Consider the following 23,800-nt stretch of genomic DNA (forward strand, 5'->3'; position numbering starts at 1 on the left):
AAACGAATGAGCGACGGCATCGGCGTTTGACCTCGTGGGAGGTCACTCCCACTCGATGGTGCCCGGCGGCTTGCTCGTCACGTCGAGCACGACGCGGTTGACGTCGGCGACCTCGTTGGTGATGCGGGTCGAGATCCGGGCGAGCGTCTCGTAGGGCAGGCGCGACCAGTCGGCCGTCATGGCGTCCTCGGAGGAGACCGGGCGCAGGACGATCGGGTGGCCGTAGGTGCGGCCGTCGCCCTGGACGCCGACCGAGCGGACGTCGGCGAGCAGCACCACCGGGCACTGCCAGATGTCGCGGTCCAGGCCGGCCGCGGTCAGCTCCTCGCGGGCGATGGCGTCGGCCTCGCGGAGCAGGTCGAGCCGCTCCTTGGTGACCTCGCCGACGATGCGGATGCCGAGGCCGGGGCCGGGGAACGGCTGGCGCTGGACGATCTCCTCCGGCAGGCCGAGTTCCTGGCCGACCATCCGGACCTCGTCCTTGAACAGCTGGCGCAGCGGCTCGACGAGCTGGAACTCGATGTCGTCGGGGAGGCCGCCCACGTTGTGGTGCGACTTGATGTTGGCGGTGCCGGTGCCGCCGCCGGACTCGACGACGTCCGGGTAGAGCGTGCCCTGGACGAGGAACGCGACGTCCTCGCCGGCCGCGCCCGCCTCGGCGACGAGCTCGGCCTGGGCCTGCTCGAAGACGCGGATGAACTCGCGGCCGATGATCTTCCGCTTCTGCTCGGGGTCGGAGACCCCGGCCAGCGCGGTCAGGAAGCGCTCCTCGGCGTCGACGACCTTCAGCTGGACGCCGGTGGCGGCCACGAAGTCCTTCTCGACCTGCTCGGTCTCGCCCTTGCGCATCAGGCCGTGGTCGACGTACACGCAGGTCAGCTGGGAGCCGATGGCCTTCTGCACGAGGGCCGCGGCGACCGCGGAGTCCACGCCGCCGGACAGGCCGCAGATGGCGCGCTTGGTGCCGACCTGCTCGCGGATCAGCGCGATCTGCTCCTCGACCACATTGGTCGTGGTCCAGGTCGGCTCGATGCCCGCGCCGCGGTAGAGGAAGTGCTCCAGGACCTGCTGGCCGTGCGTGGAGTGCAGCACCTCGGGGTGGTACTGGACGCCGTAGAGCTTCTTCTCGTCGTTCTCGAAGGCGGCGACCGGCACGACGTCCGTGGACGCGGTGACGGTGAAGCCCTCGGGGGCGGCGGAGCAGGCGTCGCCGTGCGACATCCAGACCGACTGCTCGGCGGGGGTGCCCTCGAAGAGCGTGGAGCCGCTCTTGGAGACGGTGAGCGGGGTACGGCCGTACTCACGGGCACCGTTGTCGTCGACGGTGCCGCCGAGCGTGGTGGCCATCAGCTGGAAGCCGTAGCACATGCCGAAGACCGGCACCCCGGCCTCGAACAGCGCGCGGTCGAGGGAGGGCGCTCCCTCCGCGTACACCGAGGAGGGGCCGCCGGACAGGATGATCGCCCGGGGGTTCTTGGCCAGCATCTCGGCCACCGGCATGGTGGACGGGACGATCTCGCTGTAGACCCGGGCCTCACGGACGCGTCGGGCGATGAGCTGGGCGTACTGCGCGCCGAAGTCGACAACGAGAACCACGTCGGTGGTGGTGTCGGGGGCGGCGGGGGGTGCTGCGGGCACGGGCGGCCTTCCGGCGGTGAAGGGGGGTCTGTTTTGTCGATTCTACCGGGGTCGCGGAGTCCGCCGTCGTCCCGGCCGTACGGGGGTCCGGGGGCGGACCGGGCCGGGGCGTCCCCGGACACGGTGTCTCAGCATCCGGGCGCCGTGTTGGTCCGCCTCCGGCGGCGGGGCCATACTGAGGGCATGCGTCAGCACACGACCTTCGTCTTTACCTATGGCATCCGGCCCGCCGGCTGCCATGGTCGTGCTGCTTGATCCACTGACAAGCAACGTTCCAGGCGCCCCGGGCCGAAAGGCCCGGGGCGCCTTGGCGTTACGGACCGGCCGGCCTCGGGGACCCCACCCCACGAGGAGTCACACCATGACCAGCACCGCCCCGGCGAAGACCGCCCCCGCGAAGACCGCCGCCGAGAAGACCGGCGCGCACACCGAGGAGGCCGCCGCGCTGATCGACGACGCGCGGGCCCGCATCGACACCCTCGACGACCGGATCATCGGGCTCGTCCAGGAGCGGATGGCCGTCTCGGCGGTCATCCAGGAGGCCCGGATCACCTCCGGCGGCCGCCGGATCAGCCTCTCCCGCGAGATGGAGATCCTCGCCTCGTACCGGGACGCGCTCGGCAGGCCCGGCACCTCGCTCGCCATGACGCTGCTGGAGCTGTGCCGCGGCCGGGCCTGACACCCACGGGGCGGGGGTCCCCCGGCGTATCCCAGTTCGGGCCGACTCTCACCCGTACGGCGCGTGACCGGGTCCGGCGCGGCTTCGTTGGTCCCGGTGTCCGTGCCAGCCAGGGGCGGCTCTGGAAGGAAACCACGCGTGGCTCCGCTGGAGCGTGTGGCGTACTGCAGGTACGCCGTGGGACCGCGCCCCAGCGTGCGTGACCGGTCGGCAGGGGACAGCAGCCCGGTCACCCCAGGAAACGGCCGGCTCCGGGGACGCCCGGAGCCGGCCGTTTCCGTTGAGGTCCGTATCCGTCGGGATCCGGGATCCGTATACGACGTGTACGGATCCGTACCGGTACGACGTGTGTGTACGGGATCCGTACCGGACGGCCCGCGTGACGCGGGCCGCGCCCCGGCGACGAAGTGCGAACGGCCCTGCCGACCCGATCCGGTCGGCAGGGCCCTTTGGCGTGAGCGGCGTCACATAAGGGTCCTGTCGGCATCCGGACAACCATTGCGGCGGACCGCAGGTCAACCATGCGGAACCACCGGCCCCGCTCGTGTCCCCCACGGCGGACCCGTCCCGTAACCCGTGGCGCCCACCGCGCCACGCCCCGGAACGGTGCCGTCGGCGTGTGACGCGTCGGTCCGCCGTGGACGCGGAGGGGCTGCACTCGGAGGGGGGTGCAGCCCCTTCCGAGTGCAGCGGCGTCCTACGGCTTACGGCTTCTTCTTCGGCGGGACGGCCGGTATCCCGAGGAACGGCAGCTTCAGCGCGCCGAAGGCGTCCTTCGGCACGGCCGGCGACCGGGGTTCGACCGCGGCCAGCCGTTCGTACGCCTCGCCCTGTGCCGGACGCGGGTCCGCCTCGCCCTTGTTGGGCCAGAAGGACATGGCGCGCTCGGCCTGTGCGGTGATGGTGAGCGACGGGTTGACGCCGAGGTTCGCGGAGACCGCCGAGCCGTCGACCACCGAGATGCCGGGGTGTCCGTGGAGCCGGTGGTACGGGTCGATCACCCCGTCCTCGGCGGTGGCGCCGATGGGGCAGCCGCCGAGGAAGTGCGCGGTGAGCGGGGTGCCCATCAACTCGCCGACGTTCGAGCCCGCGAAGCCGTTGATCTCCTCGGCGAGCAGTGTGGCGGCACGGGTCGCCTCGGCGATCTGGGTCGGGTTGGGCGTGCCGTGCCCCTGCCGGGCGGTGAGCAGGCCCTTGCCCACGCCGCCCGGCTTGCGGTACGTCGTCAGGGAGTTGTCGAGCGACTGCATGACGAGCCCGATGATGGTCCGTTCCGACCAGTGGTGGTTGGAGAGCGAACGCAGGGCGAGGGTCGGGTGCTTGGCCATGTTGCCGAGCCAGCCCAGCACCCTTCGCCCTCCGTAGGGCACCTGGAGGATGGACATCGAACCCATCGCGTTGGAGCCCTTGCCGTAGCGGACCGGCTCGATGTGGGTGTTCTCGTCCGGGTGGATCGAGGAGGTGATCGCGACGCCCCGGGTGAAGTCGGCCTTCGCGGTGCCGTGCTTCCTGCGGTAGCGCCGGTCGCTGGTCTGCGAGCCGACCAGCGCCTCGGAGTTGGTACGGGTCAGCTCGCCGAGCCGGGCCGAGAGCCGGGGCAGCAGTCCCTTGTCCTTCATGGTGTGCAGCAGGGTCTGGGTGCCGTACGTGCCGGCCGCGACGACCACCTTGCGGGCACGCAGCCGGGTGGGCTTCGCCTTCCTGCGGCGGTCGGTGGGGACGGTGACGACGCGGTAGCCGCCCTCCGGGTCGTCGGTGACCGCGACGACGGTGGTCATCGGGTGGATGACGGCTCCGGCCTTCTCCGCGAGGTGGAGGTAGTTCTCGTTGAGGGTGTTCTTCGCGCCGTGCCGGCAGCCCGTCATGCACTCGCCGCACTCGGTGCAGGCCTTGCGGGCGGGGCCCGCGCCGCCGAAGTACGGGTCGGCGACCGTGCCGCCGGGTTTCGCCCGCGCCGTGCCGTCGGCGTCCTTGCCGTCGCCGAAGAAGACGCCGACCGGGGCGAGGTGGAAGGTGTCGCCGACGCCCATGGCCTGCGCGGCGGCCTTGAGGTGGACGTCGGAGGGGGTCGTCGTCGGGTTGAGCCGCACCCCGAGCATCCGCTCGGCCTGGTCGTAGTAGGGCTTCAGCTCGTCGTGCCAGTCGGTGATGGCCGCCCACTGCCGGTCCTCGAAGAACGGCGCCGGGGGCACGTACAGCGTGTTGGCGTAGTTGAGCGAGCCGCCGCCGACGCCCGCCCCGGCGAGCACCATCACCTTGCCGAGCAGGTGCACCCGCTGGATGCCGAAGAGCCCGAGCGCGGGGGCCCACAGATAGTTCCTGAGGTCCCAGGAGCTCTTGGGGAGGGTGCCGGGGGTGAAGCGGCGGCCCGCCTCCAGCACCCCGACCCGGTACCCCTTCTCGCTCAGCCGCAGGGCCGACACCGCACCGCCGAAGCCCGAGCCGACGACGAGCACGTCGTAGTCGTAGGCGTCGTCGTCGGTTCCTTCCGGCGCGGCGGGCCGGTTCTGGGCAGGGCTGTCCTGGGACATGGCTCTCCTCGGTGCGGAACGGGCGGAAGGTGCTGCGGTACCACCGGGGGTCAGCGCAGGCGGAACGCCTTCATCGCCTTGAGGCTGACGCTCATGAACGCCGCGTACTTCTCGTCGTCCATGCCGAAGGACGGGGCGAGCGGCATCAGCCGCTGCTGGGCCACGGTCTGCGCCTCGGTGTACTTGAGGATGCCCTCGGAGCCGTGCCGGCGGCCGAGGCCGGAGTCCTTCATGCCGCCCATCGGGGACTGCACGCTGCCATACGCGGGGGCGTACCCCTCGTTGATGTTGACCGTGCCGGTCCGCAGCCGGGCGGCGACCTGGTGACCGCGCCGGGAGTCCTTGGTCCAGACGCTGGAGTTCAGGCCGTACGGGGTGGCGTTGGCGAGGTCCACGACCTCGTCCTCGTCGGTGAAGCGGTAGATGGAGACGACCGGGCCGAAGGTCTCCTCGTTGCAGACGGCCATCGGCGCCTCGACGCCGTCGAGGATGGTCGGCTCGTAGAACAGCGGACCGATGTCGGGGCGGGCGACACCGCCCGCGACGAGCTTGGCGCCCTTCTCGACGGCCTCCGCGACATGCCGGGTGACGGTCTCCAGCTGGCGTTCGCCGACCAGTGAGCCCATGTCGGCCCCGTAGGCGAGGGAGTTGCCGAGCCGCATGGCCTTCGTGCGGGCGGCGAAGCGGGCCACGAAGTCGTCGGCGACCGACTCGTGGACGTACAGCCGCTCGATGGAGATGCAGAGCTGGCCCGCGGAGGAGAAGCAGGCGCGGACGGCGCCCGCGGCGGCCTTCTCCACGTCGGCGTCCTTCAGGACCAGCATGGCGTTCTTGCCGCCGAGCTCCAGCGAGACGCCGACGAGCCGGGCCGCCGCGCCCTGTGCGACCTCGCGGCCGGTGCGGGTGGAGCCGGTGAACGAGACGTAGTCGGCGTGCCTGACGACCTCGGGGCCGACGACGGGGCCCTCGCCGAGCACGACCTGGAAGACCTCGGCGGGCAGTCCGGCCTCGATCAGCAGGTCACGGGCCCAGAGCGCGGTCAGCGCGGTCTCCGTGTCGGGCTTCATCACGACGGCGTTGCCGGAGACGAACGCGGGCAGCGCGTCGCCGACGGACAGCTCGAACGGGTAGTTCCACGGCGCGATCTGCCCGATGACGCCGCGCGGCTGACGCAGCTCGGTGACCTTGGTGAGGGTCGGTACGACCCCAGTGTGCCGCTTCGGCTTCAGATACGCGGCGGCCCTGCGCCCGTAGTGGCGGGCCGCGACGGCGACGGCCTGCACCTCCTCATGGGCGTGCAGCCGGGCCTTGCCGGTCTCCAGCTGGATGAGGTCGAGCACCTCGGCCTGGCGGCTGAGCACCAGGTCGTGGAAGCGGAGCAGTACGGCGGCCCGCGCGCGGACGGGGGTCGCGGCCCAGGCGGGCTGGGCGGCGCGGGCCCGCTCGAAGGCGCCCGCCACGTCCTCGGGGGTGGACTCCGGCAGGTCGGCCAGCTTCTCCCCGGTGAAGGGGGTGTGGTTGGCCGTACGGCCCGATCCGGCCACCCCCCGGGTCAGCTGGGCGACCACCTCGGGAGTCACCACATCGGCGGCGGTGCGCGCCCCCGCGGGGGCGGCGGCCACCGGGTTGGTGCCGAGCGGGGCTGCGGAGGTGGACGTGGAGGCCTGCGAGTCCGTCATGAGGGCGAGAGTACGTCCAGCCGCACACTTTGGGTACCCGTGGGTAACAGGTTTTCACACTCCCCACAAACGAGCCAGCGATCACTGGCAACAAAGCCCCTGATCAGGAGCCCTGCCATCCACGCCCCGGACCGGCGAACCCCATCCGGACCTCATCCGGACCCCGTCCAGCGCTCCGGCCGACCTCATCCGGAGCTGTCGGGTGCCCGCCATCCGCGCAGCATCGTGTCGAACTGCGACCGGGTCGTGTCCCAGTCGTCCGCCGGTCCCGTCATGTACAGCGCGTACTCCGGACCGCTCTCCTCACCGAAGTACATCTGGTCGATGGCGTGGCGCGGGCCCGGGTGGTTCTTGGTCTCGGTCCAGGTGAACTCCCAGAGCGAGCCGGGCCGGTCCCGGTACGTGTTGGAGTGCAGGGTCTTGCGCTGGTAGCCGGGCAGCCGTTCGGCGAGCTGCTTCTCCAGGCTCAGCGTGTGCATGTACGGATTGTCGAAGTCGGGGTCCGGGTCGATGCTGATCCGGATGTAGTGCACGCCGTCGTCCGGGGTGTAGTCGACCTGGTTGCCGTCCGCCCGGCGCTCCCAGCCGTCGGGCACGACCAGGCTGAAGCCCTCGGGGTCGTCCACCCGGTGCCAGCCGTCGGGCACGTCCTTCACCGGCTTGTCCTTCGCGGACGCCTCCGGCTTCACCGAGGGCGGGGCGCTGGGCTTCTCGGGGGCGGTGTTCGTGTGCCTGACCGTGTCGTCGCGCCCGGCGGTGCCCTCCGTCCGGTCCCCGTACTTCATCGCGGCGAGGCCCGCGCCGCCGCCGACCAGCGCCGCGGCCGCGATGACCAGGACCGCGGTGCGCCAGCGGCTGCGCCGGGCCGCCGGGGCGGGTGCCGGTGCGGCGGCCGGTGCCGGGGCCGGGGCCGGTTCCGCCGGGTGGGGCAGCTGGGTGGTCCCGGGCACGGGCGTGCCGTCCGCTCCCAGGGAGCGCAGGACCTCGTCGGGGACCCGCTGCGTCGGCACGAACGCCTGCGCCGCCACGGGCGCGCGGCCCTCCATGGCGTCCAGCAGCATCCGTTCGGTCTCCGCGGCCGACGGACGCTCGTCCGGCTCCTTGCGCAGCAGCGCGGTGATCACGGAGGTCAGCGGGCCCGCCCGGACGGGCGGCGGGGGCTCCTCGGCGACGACGGCCTGCATGGTGGAGATCGGGGACGTACGGCGGAACGGCGAGCGCCCCTCGACCGCGGTGTAGAGCGTGGCACCGAGCGACCACAGGTCGGACGCCGGCCCCGGGTCGCCGCCGCGCACCCGCTCGGGCGCCAGGTAGTCGATGGAGCCGACCAGCTCGCCGGTCCGGGTGATGGTCGAGTCGCCCTCGATGGCGGCGATCCCGAAGTCGGTGAGCAGCACCTGGCCGTCCTTGGCGAGGAGCACGTTGCCCGGCTTCACGTCCCGGTGCAGAACCCCCGCCCCGTGCGCGGCGCGCAGGGCGCTCAGCACGTGGAGGCCGATCCTGGCGGCCTCGCGCGGCTCGATCTCACCGGACTCCTTCGCGGCGTCGGCGAGGGAGGGACCGTCGACGTACTGCATGACGATCCAGGGCCGGTTGTCGTACTCGATCACGTCGTGCACGGTGACCACGCCCGGGTGTGTGATCCGGGCGGCCGCGCGGGCCTCCTTCTGTGTGCGGGCGTGCAGCACGATCCGGTCGGCCTCGGCGACATAGAGACCGGCGGTCAACTCCTTGACCGCGACCGTGCGGTGCAGCACCTCGTCGTGGGCGCGCCAGACCTTGCCCATGCCGCCGCGCCCGAGGACCTCGCCCAGCCGGTACCTGCCGGCCAGCACCAGTCCCGCGTCCGTTCCCTGTGATCGATCCACGTATCCCCGCCCCGTTCCTCGGGTGCCAGATTACGGAGGGGATGCACGGCCACGGAACCTCGCACCCCCCACGAGACCGCACTGTGATGCTTGTCGCTCCGTCATCGGGAGTGGGTGCACGGAGAGAGTTCAGGGCGTCACGCGGTAGGAAGAGATGGCTTGTTCGTAGATGTCCGAAACCTTGTCGCGGCGGTTCTCCGGGCCGATGACCTGGATGACGTGGTAGCGGCCGCCCACGACCATCACGAGATTGCGGGCGTACACCTGGCGTCCCGACGCGTCCTGCCAGGTGAACTGGCCCTCCGCCATGGCCTGTCGCCCCACGTCGATCCGGCGCAGCCCGCTCGATCCCGACCAGCTGGAGTCGCGGAACTGCTGCAACTCCAGTTCCTTGTCGGCCTGGTACGCCAGCGGGTCGTCGCCCTTGGCCTTGACCGTGTCGCGCCCGGGGACGATGAGCAGGCTGAAGCCGTCGCTGCCGTAGCGGATCTGATGGTCCGCGTTGGCGGGGGTGCGCCGCCAGCCCTTGGGCACACCGACCTCGAAGCCCTCCGCGTCCTTGCGCAGGGTGTAGCCGGGGGCGAGCGCGACGGCGGAGCGGCTGGTCTGCGGCTGCTGCGCACCGGATGACCCCGAGGACCCTCCGCTGCCGGGCTCCGGCTCACCGGACGTCGACGAACCCGGGCCCGTGGAGCGGGCGCCCGACCGGTCGTCCGACTTGGGCAGGAACAGCACGGCGTACGCGATGGCCGCGACGAGGGCCAGCAGGATCAGCACCAGGAGCAGCCGCCCGAGCCGCCGCGGCGCCTGCCGCTCGCCGTCGTCCCGGGGGCGGGGCGGGGTGCGCAGCGCCTTGGGGCCCTTGGGCTCGCGCGGCGGCCTCGATGGGGCCTGGGTTGTCCGGGGGGCTCTCTCCGCGACGGGCTGGTCCTGCCGGTCGGGCCGGTCCTGCCGGTCCTTGGTGTGGCGGTGGCGGCCGTGGGACGCGTTCCTGCCGCGCCGTCTGCGGACCAGCTCGCCCCGGCGGCGTACGACGGGGAGCCGGGCGGTGTCGGCGGACGGCAGGGGTACGACGTCCAGACCGGCCTCGGGCTCGGGCGCCGAGCGCACCAGGGAGCGCAGCCAGCCGCTCAGCTCCTCGAAGTCCGGCCGTTCGGTGGGGTCCTGACGCAGCAGGGACTCGACGACGGGGCGCAGCGGGCCGCACTCCTCCGCGAAGGCGGGCGGCTCGCCACAGACCATCTGGACGAGCTCGGCGGCGTTCTCCTCGGGGTACGGGGCGTGGCCCTGGACCGCGCGGTAGAGCAGGGCACCCAGCGCCCAGAGGTCGGTGGCGGGTCCGATCGGGGGCGCCAGCCGCCAGTTCTCGTGGACGGGGCCGGCCTGCTCGGGCGCCCAGCGCTCGGTGACCGCGCCGACCACGGCGATCCGGGCCTGCCGGGCGCGTTCGGCGGCGAGGGGGGTGGCGGGGCCGCGATAGACCGAGTCCGTGCCCCCGCTCCCGGTGCCCTCGTCCCAGCCGCCCGGCTGCCGCTGCCCGCCGGGCCGTTGCGCGGGCACTGCCGGGGCGTCGGTCTGCGGGGCGTACCCGCCCGAGCCTCCGGCGGGGACGGGGCGCCCGGACGCGGGGCCGTCGCTCCAGGAACCGGTGAGATGCAGCCGCCGCGCGGGCGGCGGACCGTCCTCGTCGCCGTCGTCCTCCCAATCGTCGAGGGATGCCTCGGCGTACGGGGCGTGGGTGTACGGGTCATCGGCGTACGGGTCATCGGTGGCGTGGCCCCGGAGAGCGGCCGGTCCGGTCTCCTCCGGCCGCGCGGAACGCTGGACCGGCAGGCTGCCGGTGTCCTCCGCGTCGCCCGCCCCGGTGCGGCGCCGGTCCTCGCTGACGCGGGCGGCGGCGCGGGCGCCCGCCCGGTAGGCGGCGATGGCTCCGGCGCGCTCGGCCCGCAGATGTGCGGCATCCGCCGTGCCGCCGCGGGGGGCATCGCGCCGGAAGCGGTCGTCGGGACGGTCGTCGGGGCCTTCGCCGTAGCGGTCGTCCGGGTCGTCGCGGTCGCCGTCGCCGTCGCCGTACGGATCGTTGCCGTGGTGGCCGTCCGGGCGGTGGCCGCCGCCGTACGGGGTGCCTTCGCCGTACCGATCGTCGTCGTGGTGGTCGCCGGTCACCCGGCCCGTCTCGATCGCCGCCGGGACCCGTGCGGCCGGTACCTCGGCCGGTGGTGCGGGCCTCGGCGGTATGGCCGGCGGGGGCGGTGCGGCGGGCCGGGGCGGTGCGAACACCCCCGCCGGATCCGCGTCGATCGCCGGGCGGCCGAAGCCGCCCCCGTCGCCGAACCCACCCCCGCGCTCGTCCTCGTCCTCATCGGGCTGCGGTGTCGGGACGTATCCGCAGAGCGCCTCCTCCGCCGCCCCGGCCGCCAGGCCGGTCAGCACGACGCGACCGTCGTCGCAGATCAGCACCGTGCGGACGGTGATGTTCCGGTGGGTCCAGCCGTGGGCGTGCAGCACCCGCAGCGCGGCCAGCACGTCGGAGCCGATCTCGGCGGCCCGGAACGGGTTGAGCGGGCGGTCCACGAGGAGCGCGGCAAGCGGGCGGGCCGCGACGAACTCGCTCACGATCCAGAGCGATCCCGCCTCGGCGAACACGTCGAAGACCTGGTCGAGCCTGGGGTGGTCGGGCACCTGGGCCGCCGCCCGGGCCGCTTCCACCGCGCGCAGGACGGCCGGGTCGGCGGGCGCCCGCACCGCCCGCCCGGTGGCCCGGCGGGCCGGTGGGACCGGATCGTCGGCGTCGAGCACCTCGGCGTCCACCACCTCGGGCAACGGCACCTGCCGGACCAGGACTTCCTGTCCGCTGTAGGTGTCGAACGCCCGGGTCTGGACCGGTTCGTACTCATCGGCCGGAGGCAGCGGAAGGCGGTAGCGGTCGGCAAGCACCCGACCCGCGTAGTCGTCCACGACGCCTCCCCCCGACGGACCCATCGGTCGCCTCGCCACCGTGCCCGGTCCCTTGCACACACGCCAGGAATGCCACCACTCACGATACGTGCTCGAAAGGGACGGGGCACGGGGATGGGAGATCTGCCGGACGCCTCGGCGGCGCGCGTACCGCGCCGTGCGCGTCAAGTCCCGTGCGGCGGGCCCCAGTAGGAGCGGTCGGCATGTGCTCTAGGGTGAAGTTTCAGACATCGAGGACGTGCACATCTGTGCACACGGGACCCAGGAGTTGCGTTGAACACAGGCAGACGAGTCGCCCTGGCCGCGAGCACGATCGCCCTGTCCCTGGGCGGCGTAGCGGCCACCGCCGGTCCCGCCGCAGCCGTCGACACCGGCAACTGCAGCAGCATTCACAAGACATGCATGGTCTTTTATTACAACAGCAACTACGGCGGCTCCGCGTTCATCGCCTCCGGCGACATCCCCAACCTGGGTGATTTCAACTTCAGTACGTCGGGCGCGGGCAAGGGCCTGACGGTCAAGAACCATGCGGCGTCGGCCAAGTTCCGTGCTCACAACAGCTCGCAGGCCAGCTACGGGGCGATCTTCTTCAACAGCGGGTACGCGGGCCCCTGCGACCTCTTCGGGGGAATCGAGAACAGCGTCGCGTCCGCGCCGAAGCTCGCCAAGACGTACAACAACAATGCCTCGCTGCGCTTCTACCCGAACGTTCTGCCCAAGCTCCCGTCCGGGTGCAAGTCGTGGTGGTGACCCCGGCGCCGTGATGACCTCGTGAACGGCTCTCGCCCCGTGTCGGGGGCGAGAGCCCGCACCGGGCGCGGTGCGCCACTTCAGCCCGGAAGCTCCTGGCGAAGGATGTCACCTCAGTCCCGGAGCACCTGGCGGGCAAAGCCGAGCTCTTGCCGCTGCGCGTCCTCGAGCTTCCCGAGGACGGCGCGGTTCTTCTGGATCAGATCTCGCTGAATGGCCGCCTCCGCGGACATCCAACGCGCGACGAGCCCGGTCCGGGCCTTGCAGTTCACGTCGGCGACGGCCACCGCACGCTCCTTGTCGGACGCCGTGCCGGCCCCTGTGAAGGCCCGATCCGCCACGGATTCCAACGGACTCCCGTACGTCAGGCCCTTCTCCTTCATGCAAGCGGACCAGTCCTTCACCGCCGCCCCGGCCTTTTCGTCCGTCAGGGACGTCTGGAAGCTCCGTGTGTCGATGTCCGAGGCGACAGCGGCGGCGTCCTCCGCGCGGTAGCGCGCCCGGGTCTGATATGCCGCCTGACCGGCACAGCCGTGTTCGGGGATCTTCTTTCCGTTGTACGTATGCGCACGCTCACCGTTCTCCTTCTCACCGGACAGCACCATGCTCTGCGCCGCGGTGAGTCGGCCGGCCGGGGCCGTGTCGGGGTGAGGCGCGAGGTGGTAGCCGTACCTGGCGGCCAGGGACGCGTCCGAGATTCCGTAGCGCCTGTTCTCCGTCGCGGCGGCATCCTGCGGGACCTCCGGCGGTTCGTACCGGAGCGAGAACCCCTTCATGCAGTCCTGGGTGAGCTTCGCCCCGGCCCGCGCGACCAGCGCGATGCCCTCGTCGCTGAGCGCATAGGCGTCGATGGGCAGCCTCACGGGGGGCACGTCGCCGTCCGGCACCTCCCCACCGGGCCGCGCGGACTGCGTCGGGCTCTTCCCGGCGGGCTTCGGAACGGCGGTTTCTCCGGACGTGCCCGCCGTGCAGCCGCCGAGTACCACCACGGCCACTGCCGCGGCGGCCGCTGCGGCCATCGCGGCACCACGGCCGGCTCCCTCAGTCATGATCAGCGGCTCACGACTTGGGCGTGAACGAGTCGGCGAGGGTCTTCCAGGCGGCACGCCGCAGGTCGTCGTCCCAATCGGCCGCGCGAGCGGTGTACATGAGCCCGTAGCCCAGCCGGTCGTTCACCACGAAGCCCCGGTCCACGGTGCGGTACTTCACACCGCCGTCCTCGTAGGTGAACTCCCAGTCGGCGGTGTTCCAGCCGCGGTAGTCGACCTTGTCGATCCGCAGGCGCTCGTAGTGGCCGCGCCTCATGTAGGACTCCTGGGCCTTCCAGTCCGCCACCGGGTCGCTCTTGGGAGTGGAGGTCCACCCCACGAGAAGGCGCTGTCCGTCCGGACCGGTGAAGCGCGCCCCGGCGGCTCCGGTCGACTGGTACTTCCACCCCTCCGGCAGACTGATCGAGAACCCCTGAGCGTGCTCGTAGCGGGTGGACTTCTCGTCGTCCTTCCCCTGCTCAGCGGACGATGTGGCCGAATTCGCCGGTTTCGACGGCGTGTTCGGGCTCTTTCCCTCGCCCTTTCCGTTCTCCGCTCCCTGGCCCTTTCCCTTGCCGCTGTCGGTCTCCGGGGAGCTGCCGCCGGTCGACGCCCCGGCCGAGGTGGACTTGTCGTCCTTGCCGCCGCCCTTGCTCGCGTCGTCGCCATCACCCCCGTCGAGCGTGAGCGCGAGGACCGTGCCGAGCACGGCGAGCACGATCACGGCCGCGATGATCGCCAGGGTGCGGCGCGGCACCACGTCCGTGAGGGAGGCCCGGGGCGGGGCCGCCGGGGACGTCGCCGGACGCGGCGGCGGTACGGCGGCGGAGGCCGTGGCGGCCGCGGGCCGGGAAGGCTTCGCGGGGGTGCCCGCGCCACCGGCCGAGGGGGAGTCCGAGGGCTTGGGCGGCGCGGTGGCCGAGGCCGCCGCGACGGCCGGTGCCGTCTTCGCGTTCCGTACCGAGCGCAGGGCGCCCCGCAACCGGTCCCGGGTGCCCTCGCCCTGTTCCGCGGAGGCCGTCGCCGACTTGGCGCCGGGTGGGGCCGGTGTCTTGGGCAGCGCCATGACCTGGGTGGCGTCGGCGGGCGGGGGCACCACCGGGTCCGGCTTCTCGGGGGCGTGGATCACGTCGTTGAGCAGGGCGCGGGCGCCCGCGTCGTCGAGCCGCTGCTCGGGGTCCCTGGCGAGCAGGCCGTAGATGACCTCCTCCAGCGGACCGGCGTTCTTCGGCGGGTCGAGCGGCTCGGTCATCACCGCGGTCAGGGTGGCGATGGCCGACCCCTTGTCGTACGGCGGGGAGCCCTCGACGCTCGCGTACAGCAGTCCGCCGAGCGACCAGAGGTCGGCGGGCGGTCCCGGCTTGTGGCCGCGGGCGCGCTCGGGCGAGATGTAGGAGGGGGCGCCGACGAGCATGCCCGTCGAGGTGACCGACGGGTCGCCCTCGACCTGGGCGATGCCGAAGTCGGTCAGCACGACCCGGCCGTCCTCGGCGATCAGCACGTTGGACGGCTTCACATCGCGGTGCAGGATGCCCTCACGGTGTGCCGAGCGCAGCACGTCGAGGATGGCGAGGCCGACCTCGGCGGCGCGCTTCGGCGTCAGCACGCCGTCCTCGCGCACCGCTTCGGCGAGGGACTTGCCCTCGATGAGCTCCATCACGATCCACGGCCGGTCGTCCTCGTCGACCACGTCGTAGACGGTCACCGCGCCGTTGTTGCGGATCCTGGCGATCGCCTTCGCCTCACGCAGCGTGCGCGTGATGAGCCGGCGCTTCTCGTCGTCGTCGATGGCCGAGGGGAACCGCAGTTCCTTGACCGCGACCGTGCGGCCCAGCGTCTCGTCGACGGCACGCCAGACCGTACCCATACCGCCCCGGCCGAGCACCTCCCCGAGCCGGTACCGCCCCGCAAGGAGACGTCCGTCCTTGTCCCGTTGGGGCTCCCGTGCCTGCTCCGCCTCCGACATGCGTCCCCTCTGCGATCAACCCGCCCTGGCAGAGCGTTCATTGTCCCTCACCCCGGCGCCGGTCGTGGTGCGGGGTCCACAGGCCCGTCATGATGTGCCCGGAGGAAGGGAATCCCCACCATGCCGATACCCAGGGCACTGCTCGTCGCGCCGTTGCTGCTGACGCTGTTCGGCCTGGGATCGGCGCCGTTGTCCAGCGAACCACATCCGACCCCCGCAACGGCCTACCTTCCCCGGCTCGTCACCGAGGGCGGTGCCCCCACGGCGGCGCTGCTGGCCCGCCGCGTCTCCTCCGCACCGTACGACACCTATCGCTCGACCGGTCCCGGTATCCGACGGACGGACAGATTCCGGGCGGGCAGCATCACCAAGACCTTCGTCGCCACGGTCGTGCTCCAACTCGTCGGGGAACGCAGGCTGCGTCTGTCGGACACGGTCGAACGGCTGCTGCCGGGGCTGGTGCACGGCAACGGGAACAACGGCCGCCGCATCACCCTGCGCGCACTGCTCGACCACACCAGCGGCCTCTACGACTACACCGCCGAGCCATCGGCCCACCCCCTCTCCGCCACCGCGGCGGTCCGCGTCGCCCTGGCCCACCGTCCGACGGGTGCCCCCGGCCGCTACGCCTACTCCAACACCGACTACGCCGTACTCGGACTCGTCGTTCAACGGGTCACCGGACACAGCTACGCCGCCGAGATCCACGACCGCGTCATCACCCCCCTCCGTCTCACCGGAACCTCCCTCCCGGGCGCCCGTACCGCTCTGCCCTCCCCGCACGGCCGCGGCTACACCCGCGATCCGGACGACGGCCGCCTGCGCGACGTCACCGCGCTCGACCCGCGCACGGCGGGCGCGGCCGGCGAACTGATCTCCACGCTCGACGATCTGAACCGGTTCTACGCGGCCCTGCTGGGCGGCCGTCTTCTCGCGCCCGCCCAGCAGGAGCTCCTGCTGAACACCCGGGCCACACACGGCGTCTACGGCCTGGGCGTCTATCCGCAGAAGCTCTCCTGCGACGTCACCGTCTGGGGTCACAACGGCCACATCGCGGGCAGTCACGTCCGCACCGCCGCCACGCGCGACGGCCGGCACACCCTGACCTACCGCGTCGACACGGACACCCTGGCCGACACGGAGACCCTCGAAACCGCGCTCCTGGAAGCGGAGTTCTGCCCCGCGCCGCACCCGCCCCGGAATCCCTGAGGGCGGCCCCGTGGTCCCTGGCGGGACAGCCCTCAGATCGGCACGATGTCCGGAGCCCCGAGCCGCGCCGCGTCGGCCGTGAGGTCATCCGGCTGGCGCTGCGACTCCCGCTCCGCCTGCACCCGCTTCTCGTAGTGCTCGACCTCCCGGTCGATCTGGCCCTCGTCCCAGCCCAGCACCGGCGCCATCAGCTCCGCGCAGAGCCTGGCGCTGCGGGTGCCCCGGTCGAAGGTCTCGATGGAGATCCGGGTCCGGCGGGTCAGGACGTCGTCGAGATGCCGGGCCCCCTCGTGCGAGGCGGCGTAGACGATCTCGGCCTTCAGGTAGTCGTCCGCCGCGGGCAGCGGCTCCCCCAGCGTCGGATCGCCGAGGATCAGCTCAAGGACCTGCTCGGTCATCGAGCCGTACCGGTTGAGCAGGTGCTCCACCCGGGCGACATGGAGACCGGTGCGGGCCGCGATCCTCGCGCGGGCGTTCCACAGGGCCGGGTAGCCCTCCGCCCCCAGCAGCGGGATCTCCTCGGTGACACAGGCCGCCACCCGCTGGTCCAGGCCGTGCACCGCCTCGTCCACGGCGTCCTTCGCCATCACCCGGTACGTCGTGTACTTGCCGCCCGCCACGACCACCAGGCCCGGCAGCGGATGCGCCACCGTGTGCTCGCGCGAGAGCTTGCTGGTGGCGTCGGACTCGCCGGCCAGCAGCGGCCGCAGCCCGGCGTAGACGCCCTGGACGTCGTCCCGGCTCAGGGGCGTGGCCAGGACCGAGTTGACGTGTTCGAGCAGGTAGTCGATATCGGCGCTGGACGCCGCCGGGTGCGCCTTGTCCAGGTCCCAGTCGGTGTCCGTCGTCCCGATGATCCAGTGCCGCCCCCACGGGATGACGAAGAGGACGGACTTCTCGGTCCGCAGGATCAGGCCGGTCGAGGAGTGGATGCGGTCCTTGGGGACCACCAGGTGGATGCCCTTGGACGCCCGGACGTGGAACTGCCCGCGCTCCCCGATCAGCGCCTGGGTGTCATCCGTCCAGACCCCGGTCGCGTTGACCACCTGCTTGGCCCTGACCTCGTACTCCCCACCCGCCTCGACGTCCTCCACCCGGGCACCGACGACCCGCTCGCCCTCCCGGAGAAAGCCGATCACCCGGGCGCGGTTGGCCACCTGCGCGCCGTACCCCGCGGCGGTGCGGACCAGGGTGGCCACATAGCGGGCGTCGTCCATCTGCGCGTCGTAGTACTGCAGGGCCCCGACCAGGGCGTCCTTCTTCAGCGCCGGGGCGACACGCAGGGCGCGGCGGCGGGAGAGATGCCGGTGCACGGGCAGGCCGCGGCCATGGCCCGAGGAGACCGACATCGCGTCGTAGAGCGCCACTCCGGAACCGGCGTAGAGCCGCTCCCAGCCCTTGTGCTGCAACGGATAGAGGAACGGCACCGGCTTCACCAGATGCGGGGCCAGCCGCTCCAGGAGCAGCCCGCGTTCCTTCAGTGCCTCCCGGACGAGCGCGAAGTCGAGCATCTCCAGATACCGCAGCCCGCCGTGGATCAGCTTGCTCGACCTGCTCGATGTGCCGGACGCCCAGTCCCGGGCCTCGACCAGGCCGGTCGAGAGTCCTCTCGTCGCCGCGTCCAGCGCCGTACCGGCGCCGACCACGCCCGCCCCCACGACCAGCACGTCCAGTTCGCGCTCGGCCATCGCGGCCAGCGCCTCGGCGCGCTCCGCAGGTCCCAGTGTCGCTGTCCTCACCGCTGCCTCCCGGGTAGATCGGGGTGGTCCGGCACGGGGACGCCCTCCGGCCCGGCGGCCGGGGCGGCCCGCGCCCACCTCTCGATTCTGTCCGCCGTCCACGACTTCGGCCACCGCCTGTGGACAACACCAGGACGACAGGAGGCCCACAATGCGACATATAGGTCATATTTAAGCCTAGTGTGACATTGCGCTGTCCACAGCGGTTGCGCTTTCTGCCCTCATGGTCTAGACCGACCGGGAAGGACGGCCCCTCCACATGCCCGCAGACCTCGCCGTCATCGGACTCGGCCACCTCGGCCTGCCGCTCGCCCAGGCCGCCGTGGCCGCAGGCGTGCAGACCGTCGGCTACGACACCGACCCACGCGCCTGCACGGAACTCTCCGCGGGCCGCACCCCCGTCGAGGGTTCGCTCTCCGCCTCGGACGTCCGCCGGATGCTCTCGGGGGGCTTCCGGCCCACCACCAACCCGGCCGAACTGGGCCGGGTCCGTACCGCGGTGATCTGCGCGCCCACCCCGCTCGGCGCCGACCGCACCCTCGACCTGACCGCCGTCGGCGACGCGGCCCGCGCACTCGCCGCCCGGCTGCGCCCCCACACCACCGTCCTGCTGGAATCGGCCGTGCCGCCGGGCACCACCGAGAACTACCTGCTGCCGCTGCTCGAAGAGGGCTCGGGGCTGCGGGCCGGCCGCGACTTCCACCTGGCCTGCTCCCCCGGCCGCCTCGACCCCGGCAACCGCACCCACGTCTACACCAACACCCCCAAGGTCATCGGCGGCCTCACCCCCGCCTGCACCGAATCGGCCGCCGCCTTCTACGGCCGGCTCACCGACAAGGTCGTCCGGGCCCGCGGGCCGCGCGAGGCCGAGATGACCAAGGTCCTGGAGACCAACTTCCGGCACGTCAACATCGCCCTGGTCAACGAGATGGCGGTGCTCTGCCACGACCTCGGCGTCGACCTGTGGGACGTCATCCGGTGCGCCGAGACCAAGCCCTTCGGCTTCCAGCCCTTCCGTCCGGGCCCCGGCGTCGGCGGCCACGGCGCCCCCGTCGACCCGGGCTACCTCCCGTACCACAGCCGCACCCCCGGCCACCCCCTGCGGATGGTCTCGCTCGCCCAGGAGATCAACGACCGGATGCCGCAGTACGTGATCCAGCGCTGCGCCACCCTGCTGAACGAACACGGCAAGTCCGTGCGCGGCGCCCGGGTGCTGCTGCTCGGGGTCACCTACAAGCCCGACCTCGCCGACCAGGAGAGCTCCCCCGCCCGGGAGATCGCGAGCCGGCTGATGGACATGGGCGCCCAGATCGGCTATCACGACCCGCACGTCCTGGACTGGCGGGTACGCGAACTCCCGGTGCCGCGCGCCGACTCGCTGTACGAGGCGGCGTCCAGCGCCGACCTCACGGTGCTGCTCCAGCACCACCGCACGTACGACCTCCAGGGCCTCGCGGTGAAGGCCCAGCTCCTCCTGGACACCCGGGGCGCGACCCCGGCAGGGGCCGCGCACCGGCTGTGAGGGCCCTTCCGCCCGGGATTTCGGTGGGCGATGTCACAGGCTGCTGCTAGCCTGCGGCGTCACTTCTCGCACAATCGTGCGCATCCGTCCCAGGGGGGATACCACCATGAGCCAGCCCGTGCCGCCGTCGGACCAGCCGCAGCAGCCGTACAACGCCCAGTCCGGCGGCAACCCGTTCGCGGGCCAGCAGCCCGGCGGCGCCCCGACCGGCAACCCCTTCGCCGGCCAGCAGCCCGGCGCCCCGTTCGGCGGCGCGCCGTTCGCCCCGCCGGCCCCCGCGCGCGACAACATCGCCCTCGGCCTGGTCGCCGCCGTCGTCGCGGCCGTGGTCGCCGCCGGCATCTACGGGGCCATCATCGGCGCCACCAAGCACGAGATCGGCTACGCGGCCGTGGGCGTCGGCTTCGTCGTGGGCTTCGCCTCGGGCAAGGTCGGCGGCCGCAACCCCGTGCTGCCGGTCGTCAGCGCCGTGCTCGCGCTGGTCGCCGTCTACTTCGGCCAGCTGCTCGGCGAGGCCATGATCGCGGCCAAGGAGCTCCCCGTCACCGTCTCCGAGCTGTTCTTCGACCACTTCAGCCTGCTGAACGAGGCGTGGAAGGCCGACTCCAACTTCCTCACGTACGTCTTCTTCGTCATCGCGGCCGTCGCCGCGTTCTCCGGCGCCAAGAAGGCCGCCGAGTAGTCACGGACGCACACACGGGAGGGCCCGGACCGCAGATGCGGTCCGGGCCCTCCCGTCATGCCCGAGGCGTTCAGCGGCGGTGCTGCGAGTCCGCCACCGTGACCTCGACGCGCTGGAACTCCTTGAGGTCGCTGTACCCCGTCGTCGCCATCGCCCGGCGCAGCGCCCCGAAGATGTTCATCGAACCGTCGGGGGTGTGCGAGGGACCGGTCAGGACCTCCTCGGTGGTACCGACCGAGCCCAGGTCCACCAGCTTGCCGCGCGGCACGTCCTCGTGGACGGCCTCCATGCCCCAGTGCCGGCCGCGACCGGGCGCGTCCGTCGCACGGGCCAGCGGGGAGCCCATCATCACGGCGTCGGCACCGCAGGCGATGGCCTTGGGCAGGTCGCCGGACCAGCCGACGCCGCCGTCCGCGATCACGTGCACGTACCGGCCGCCGGACTCGTCCATGTAGTCGCGGCGGGCGCCGGCCACATCGGCGACCGCGGTCGCCATCGGGACCTGGATGCCGAAGACGTTGCGCGTGGTGTGCGCGGCGCCGCCGCCGAAGCCGACGAGGACACCGGCCGCACCGGTACGCATCAGGTGCAGGGCGGCGGTGTACGTGGCACAGCCGCCGACGATCACCGGGACGTCCAGCTCGTAGATGAACTGCTTGAGGTTGAGCGGCTCGGCGGCGCCCGAGACGTGCTCGGCGGAGACCGTCGTACCGCGGATGACGAAGATGTCCACGCCCGCGTCGACCACGGCCTTGGAGAACTGGGCGGTGCGCTGCGGGGAGAGCGCGGCGGCGGTGACGACACCGGAGTCGCGCACCTCCTTGATGCGCTGCCCGATCAGCTCCTCCTGGATCGGGGCGGAGTAGATCTCCTGGAGGCGGCGGGTCGCCGACTCGACGGGCATCTCGGCGATCTCGTCGAGCAGCGGCTGCGGGTCGGCGTGCCGGGTCCACAGGCCTTCCAGGTTGAGGACGCCGAGGCCGCCGAGCTCACCGATGCGGATGGCGTGCTGCGGGGAGACCACGGAGTCCATGGGAGCGGCCAGGAACGGCAGCTCGAAACGGTAGGCGTCGATCTGCCAGGCGATCGAGACCTCCTTCGGGTCGCGGGTACGGCGGCTCGGAACGACGGCGATGTCGTCGAATGCGTACGCCCGGCGGCCGCGCTTGCCGCGCCCGATCTCGATCTCAGTCACGATGGTGTGGCCTTTCCCTCTACGTCTGCGCTGTCCAGTATCCCCGACACACGGCTGAGGGGCGGTCCCGGGAACCCCGGACCGCCCCTCGGCTGAGCCGTCGCGTTACTTCCTGCTGTAGTTCGGCGCCTCGACCGTCATCTGGATGTCGTGCGGGTGGCTCTCCTTGAGGCCCGCGGACGTGATCCGGACGAAGCGGCCCTTGGTCTCCATCTCGTCGATGGAGGCGGCACCCACATAGCCCATGGTCTGGCGGAGGCCGCCGACGAGCTGGTGCAGCACGTTGGCCAGCGGGCCGCGGTAGGGCACCTGGCCCTCGATGCCCTCGGGCACCAGCTTGTCGTCCGAGGCCACGTCGGCCTGGAAGTAGCGGTCCTTGGAGTACGAGCGGCCCTGCCCGCGGGACTGCATCGCCCCGAGGGAGCCCATGCCGCGGTACGACTTGAACTGCTTGCCGTTGATGAAGAGCAGCTCGCCGGGCGACTCCTCGCAGCCCGCGAGGAGGCTGCCCAGCATGACCGTGTCGGCACCGGCGGCGAGCGCCTTGCCGATGTCGCCGGAGTACTGCAGTCCGCCGTCCCCGATGACCGGGACACCGGCCGCGCGGGCGGCGAGGGCGGCCTCGTAGATCGCGGTGACCTGCGGGACGCCGATGCCGGCGACCACGCGGGTGGTGCAGATGGAGCCGGGGCCCACGCCGACCTTGACGCCGTCGACACCGGCGTCGATCAGGGCCTGCGCGCCGTCACGCGTCGCGACGTTGCCGCCGATGACGTCGACGCCGACGCTGGACTTGATCTTCGCCATCCAGTTCAGCGCGTTGCTGTTGTGTCCGTGCGAGGTGTCGACGATGAGGAAGTCCACACCCGCCCCGGCCAGGGCCTGCGCGCGCTCCAGGGCCTCGGGGCTGGCGCCCACGGCCGCGCCCACCAGGAGGCGGCCCTCGGCGTCCTTGGCCGCGTTCGGGTACTGCTCGGCCTTCACGAAGTCCTTGACCGTGATGAGGCCCTTGAGCACACCCGCGTCGTCGACCAGCGGAAGCTTCTCGATCTTGTGGCGGCGCAGCAGCTCCATGGCGTCCACGCCGGAGATGCCGACCTTGCCCGTGACCAGCGGCATCGGCGTCATGACCTCGCGCACCTGGCGCGTGCGGTCGGACTCGAAGGCCATGTCGCGGTTGGTGACGATGCCCAGCAGCTTGCCCGCCGGGTCGGTCACCGGGACGCCGCTGATGCGGAACTTGGCACACAGCGCGTCGGCCTCGGCCAGCGTCGCGTCCGGGTGCACGGTGATCGGGTCGGTCACCATGCCGGACTCGGAGCGCTTCACGAGGTCGACCTGGTTGACCTGGTCCTCGATCGACAGGTTGCGGTGCAGTACGCCGACGCCACCCTGCCGCGCCATGGCGATGGCCATGCGGGACTCGGTGACCTTGTCCATCGCCGCGGAGAGCAGCGGGATGTTCACGCGTACGTTGCGGGAGATGCGGGACGAGATGTCGACTGCGTTGGGCAGCACTTCGGATGCGCCGGGCAGCAGCAGCACGTCGTCGTATGTCAGCCCGAGCGTCGCGAATTTCTCGGGCACTCCGTCGACGTTTGCAGTCATGACACCTTCCCCAAATGGCCTTGATCGGTGCGGATGTCCATGCTAACGGCCTCCGGGGGTGTCTCATTCCACGAGCAAGATCACCCAGAGGTTCTGTGGCTTCGTACAGAACCGTCCGCACGGACCCGGCCGGGTCCGTTCACTGCTCCGCGAGGGCTCTCAGCCTGCTCAGGGCGCGGTGCTGGGCGACCCTGACCGCACCCGGTGACATGCCCAGCATCTGTCCGGTCTCCTCGGCGGTCAGCCCGACGGCGACCCGGAGAACGAGCAGCTCACGCTGGTTGTCCGGGAGGTTGGCGAGGAGCTTCTTGGCCCAGGCGGCGTCGCTGCTGAGCAGGGCGCGTTCCTCGGGGCCGAGCGAATCGTCCGGACGCTCGGGCATCTCGTCGGACGGCACGGCCGTCGATCCCGGATGCCGCATGGCGGCCCGCTGGAGATCGGCGACCTTGTGACCCGCGATGGCGAAGACGAAGGCCTCGAAGGGCCTGCCGGTGTCCTTGTAGCGTGGCAGCGCCATCAGCACCGCGACACAGACCTCCTGCGCCAGGTCCTCCACGAAGTGGCGGGCATCACCGGGCAGCCGGTTCAGCCGGGACCGGCAGTAGCGCAGTGCGAGGGGATGGACATGGGCCAGCAGATCGTGCGTGGCCTGCGCGTCGCCCTCGACGGCACGGTGCACCAGGGCACCGATCCCCGTCGTCTCGTCGTCGCGCATCGGACCATGGTGCCCCGGAGCCGCGTCATCCGT

General features: G+C 71.9%; 16 protein-coding genes. 5 read left to right on the forward strand and 11 right to left on the reverse strand.

Going from position 1 to position 23,800, the window contains the following annotated elements; all coding sequences use genetic code 11:
* Window positions 1-42 precede the first annotated feature (42 nt).
* The gene (gene guaA, locus GA0115234_RS10785) at window positions 43-1,638 is read right to left on the reverse strand and encodes a glutamine-hydrolyzing GMP synthase (protein WP_093540698.1); all 1,596 of its coding nucleotides are present in this window, start codon (window positions 1,636-1,638) and stop codon (window positions 43-45) included.
* 361 nt (window positions 1,639-1,999) lie between these two features.
* On the opposite strand from guaA, the gene GA0115234_RS10790 reads away from it, so the two are divergent.
* On the forward strand, window positions 2,000-2,317 hold the full coding sequence (locus GA0115234_RS10790; protein ID WP_093540699.1) for a chorismate mutase: 318 nt from the start codon (window positions 2,000-2,002) through the stop codon (window positions 2,315-2,317).
* 704 nt (window positions 2,318-3,021) lie between these two features.
* On the opposite strand, the gene GA0115234_RS10795 is transcribed toward GA0115234_RS10790, so the two are convergent.
* The 4 genes from GA0115234_RS10795 to GA0115234_RS10810 form a co-directional block, all read right to left on the reverse strand.
* Complete coding sequence (locus GA0115234_RS10795) at window positions 3,022-4,848, reverse strand: GMC family oxidoreductase N-terminal domain-containing protein (protein ID WP_093540700.1); 1,827 nt, start codon at window positions 4,846-4,848, stop codon at window positions 3,022-3,024.
* 50 nt (window positions 4,849-4,898) lie between these two features.
* Entirely contained in the window at window positions 4,899-6,527 is a 1,629-nt protein-coding gene (locus tag GA0115234_RS10800) for a succinic semialdehyde dehydrogenase (protein ID WP_093540701.1), read from the reverse strand.
* A gap of 185 nt (window positions 6,528-6,712) precedes the next feature.
* A complete protein-coding gene (locus tag GA0115234_RS10805) occupies window positions 6,713-8,395 on the reverse strand; it encodes a serine/threonine-protein kinase (RefSeq protein ID WP_093540702.1) in 1,683 nt (560 codons plus the stop codon).
* A gap of 129 nt (window positions 8,396-8,524) precedes the next feature.
* Window positions 8,525-11,353, reverse strand: coding sequence for a protein kinase (locus tag GA0115234_RS10810; RefSeq protein ID WP_093540703.1), 2,829 nt, complete (start codon window positions 11,351-11,353; stop codon window positions 8,525-8,527).
* Window positions 11,354-11,626: 273 nt separating this feature from the next.
* On the opposite strand from GA0115234_RS10810, the gene GA0115234_RS10815 reads away from it, so the two are divergent.
* Window positions 11,627-12,103, forward strand: coding sequence for a hypothetical protein (locus tag GA0115234_RS10815; protein ID WP_093540704.1), 477 nt, complete (start codon window positions 11,627-11,629; stop codon window positions 12,101-12,103).
* A 113-nt stretch (window positions 12,104-12,216) separates the two neighbouring features.
* On the opposite strand, the gene GA0115234_RS10820 is transcribed toward GA0115234_RS10815, so the two are convergent.
* A complete protein-coding gene (locus tag GA0115234_RS10820; RefSeq protein WP_141718416.1) occupies window positions 12,217-13,152 on the reverse strand; it encodes a hypothetical protein in 936 nt (311 codons plus the stop codon).
* Window positions 13,153-13,162: 10 nt separating this feature from the next.
* Complete coding sequence (locus tag GA0115234_RS10825; protein WP_093540706.1) at window positions 13,163-15,097, reverse strand: serine/threonine-protein kinase; 1,935 nt, start codon at window positions 15,095-15,097, stop codon at window positions 13,163-13,165.
* Window positions 15,098-15,217: 120 nt separating this feature from the next.
* On the opposite strand from GA0115234_RS10825, the gene GA0115234_RS10830 reads away from it, so the two are divergent.
* Complete coding sequence (locus tag GA0115234_RS10830; protein ID WP_093540707.1) at window positions 15,218-16,306, forward strand: serine hydrolase domain-containing protein; 1,089 nt, start codon at window positions 15,218-15,220, stop codon at window positions 16,304-16,306.
* Between the two features lie 32 nt (window positions 16,307-16,338).
* Here the strand turns inward: GA0115234_RS10830 and GA0115234_RS10835 are convergent, their stop codons facing one another.
* Entirely contained in the window at window positions 16,339-18,045 is a 1,707-nt protein-coding gene (locus GA0115234_RS10835) for a glycerol-3-phosphate dehydrogenase/oxidase (RefSeq protein ID WP_093540708.1), read from the reverse strand.
* A 259-nt stretch (window positions 18,046-18,304) separates the two neighbouring features.
* Here GA0115234_RS10835 and GA0115234_RS10840 point away from each other — a divergent pair, with 259 nt between their 5' ends.
* Together GA0115234_RS10840 and GA0115234_RS10845 are read left to right on the forward strand one after the other, a co-directional pair.
* Window positions 18,305-19,567, forward strand: a complete 1,263-nt coding sequence (locus tag GA0115234_RS10840; protein ID WP_093540709.1) for a nucleotide sugar dehydrogenase — start codon at window positions 18,305-18,307, stop codon at window positions 19,565-19,567.
* A gap of 106 nt (window positions 19,568-19,673) precedes the next feature.
* Window positions 19,674-20,249: a hypothetical protein gene (locus GA0115234_RS10845; protein WP_093540710.1), complete on the forward strand. Its 576-nt coding sequence runs from the start codon at window positions 19,674-19,676 to the stop codon at window positions 20,247-20,249.
* A 70-nt stretch (window positions 20,250-20,319) separates the two neighbouring features.
* Here the strand turns inward: GA0115234_RS10845 and GA0115234_RS10850 are convergent, their stop codons facing one another.
* The 3 genes from GA0115234_RS10850 to GA0115234_RS10860 all read right to left on the reverse strand — a co-directional run bounded on the left by GA0115234_RS10850 (window position 20,320) and on the right by GA0115234_RS10860 (window position 23,767).
* On the reverse strand, window positions 20,320-21,444 hold the full coding sequence (locus tag GA0115234_RS10850) for a GuaB3 family IMP dehydrogenase-related protein (RefSeq protein WP_007453079.1): 1,125 nt from the start codon (window positions 21,442-21,444) through the stop codon (window positions 20,320-20,322).
* Between the two features lie 105 nt (window positions 21,445-21,549).
* Window positions 21,550-23,052 carry an IMP dehydrogenase gene (gene guaB / locus GA0115234_RS10855; protein ID WP_093540711.1) on the reverse strand — a complete coding sequence of 501 codons (1,503 nt, stop codon included), beginning with the start codon at window positions 23,050-23,052 and terminating at the stop codon, window positions 21,550-21,552.
* 139 nt (window positions 23,053-23,191) lie between these two features.
* A complete protein-coding gene (locus GA0115234_RS10860) occupies window positions 23,192-23,767 on the reverse strand; it encodes a sigma-70 family RNA polymerase sigma factor (RefSeq protein WP_072486721.1) in 576 nt (191 codons plus the stop codon).
* Window positions 23,768-23,800: the final 33 nt, after the last annotated feature.

This window comes from Streptomyces sp. DvalAA-43 (genome assembly GCF_900091725.1).
Taxonomy (GTDB): Bacteria; Actinomycetota; Actinomycetes; order Streptomycetales; family Streptomycetaceae; genus Streptomyces; species Streptomyces pulveraceus.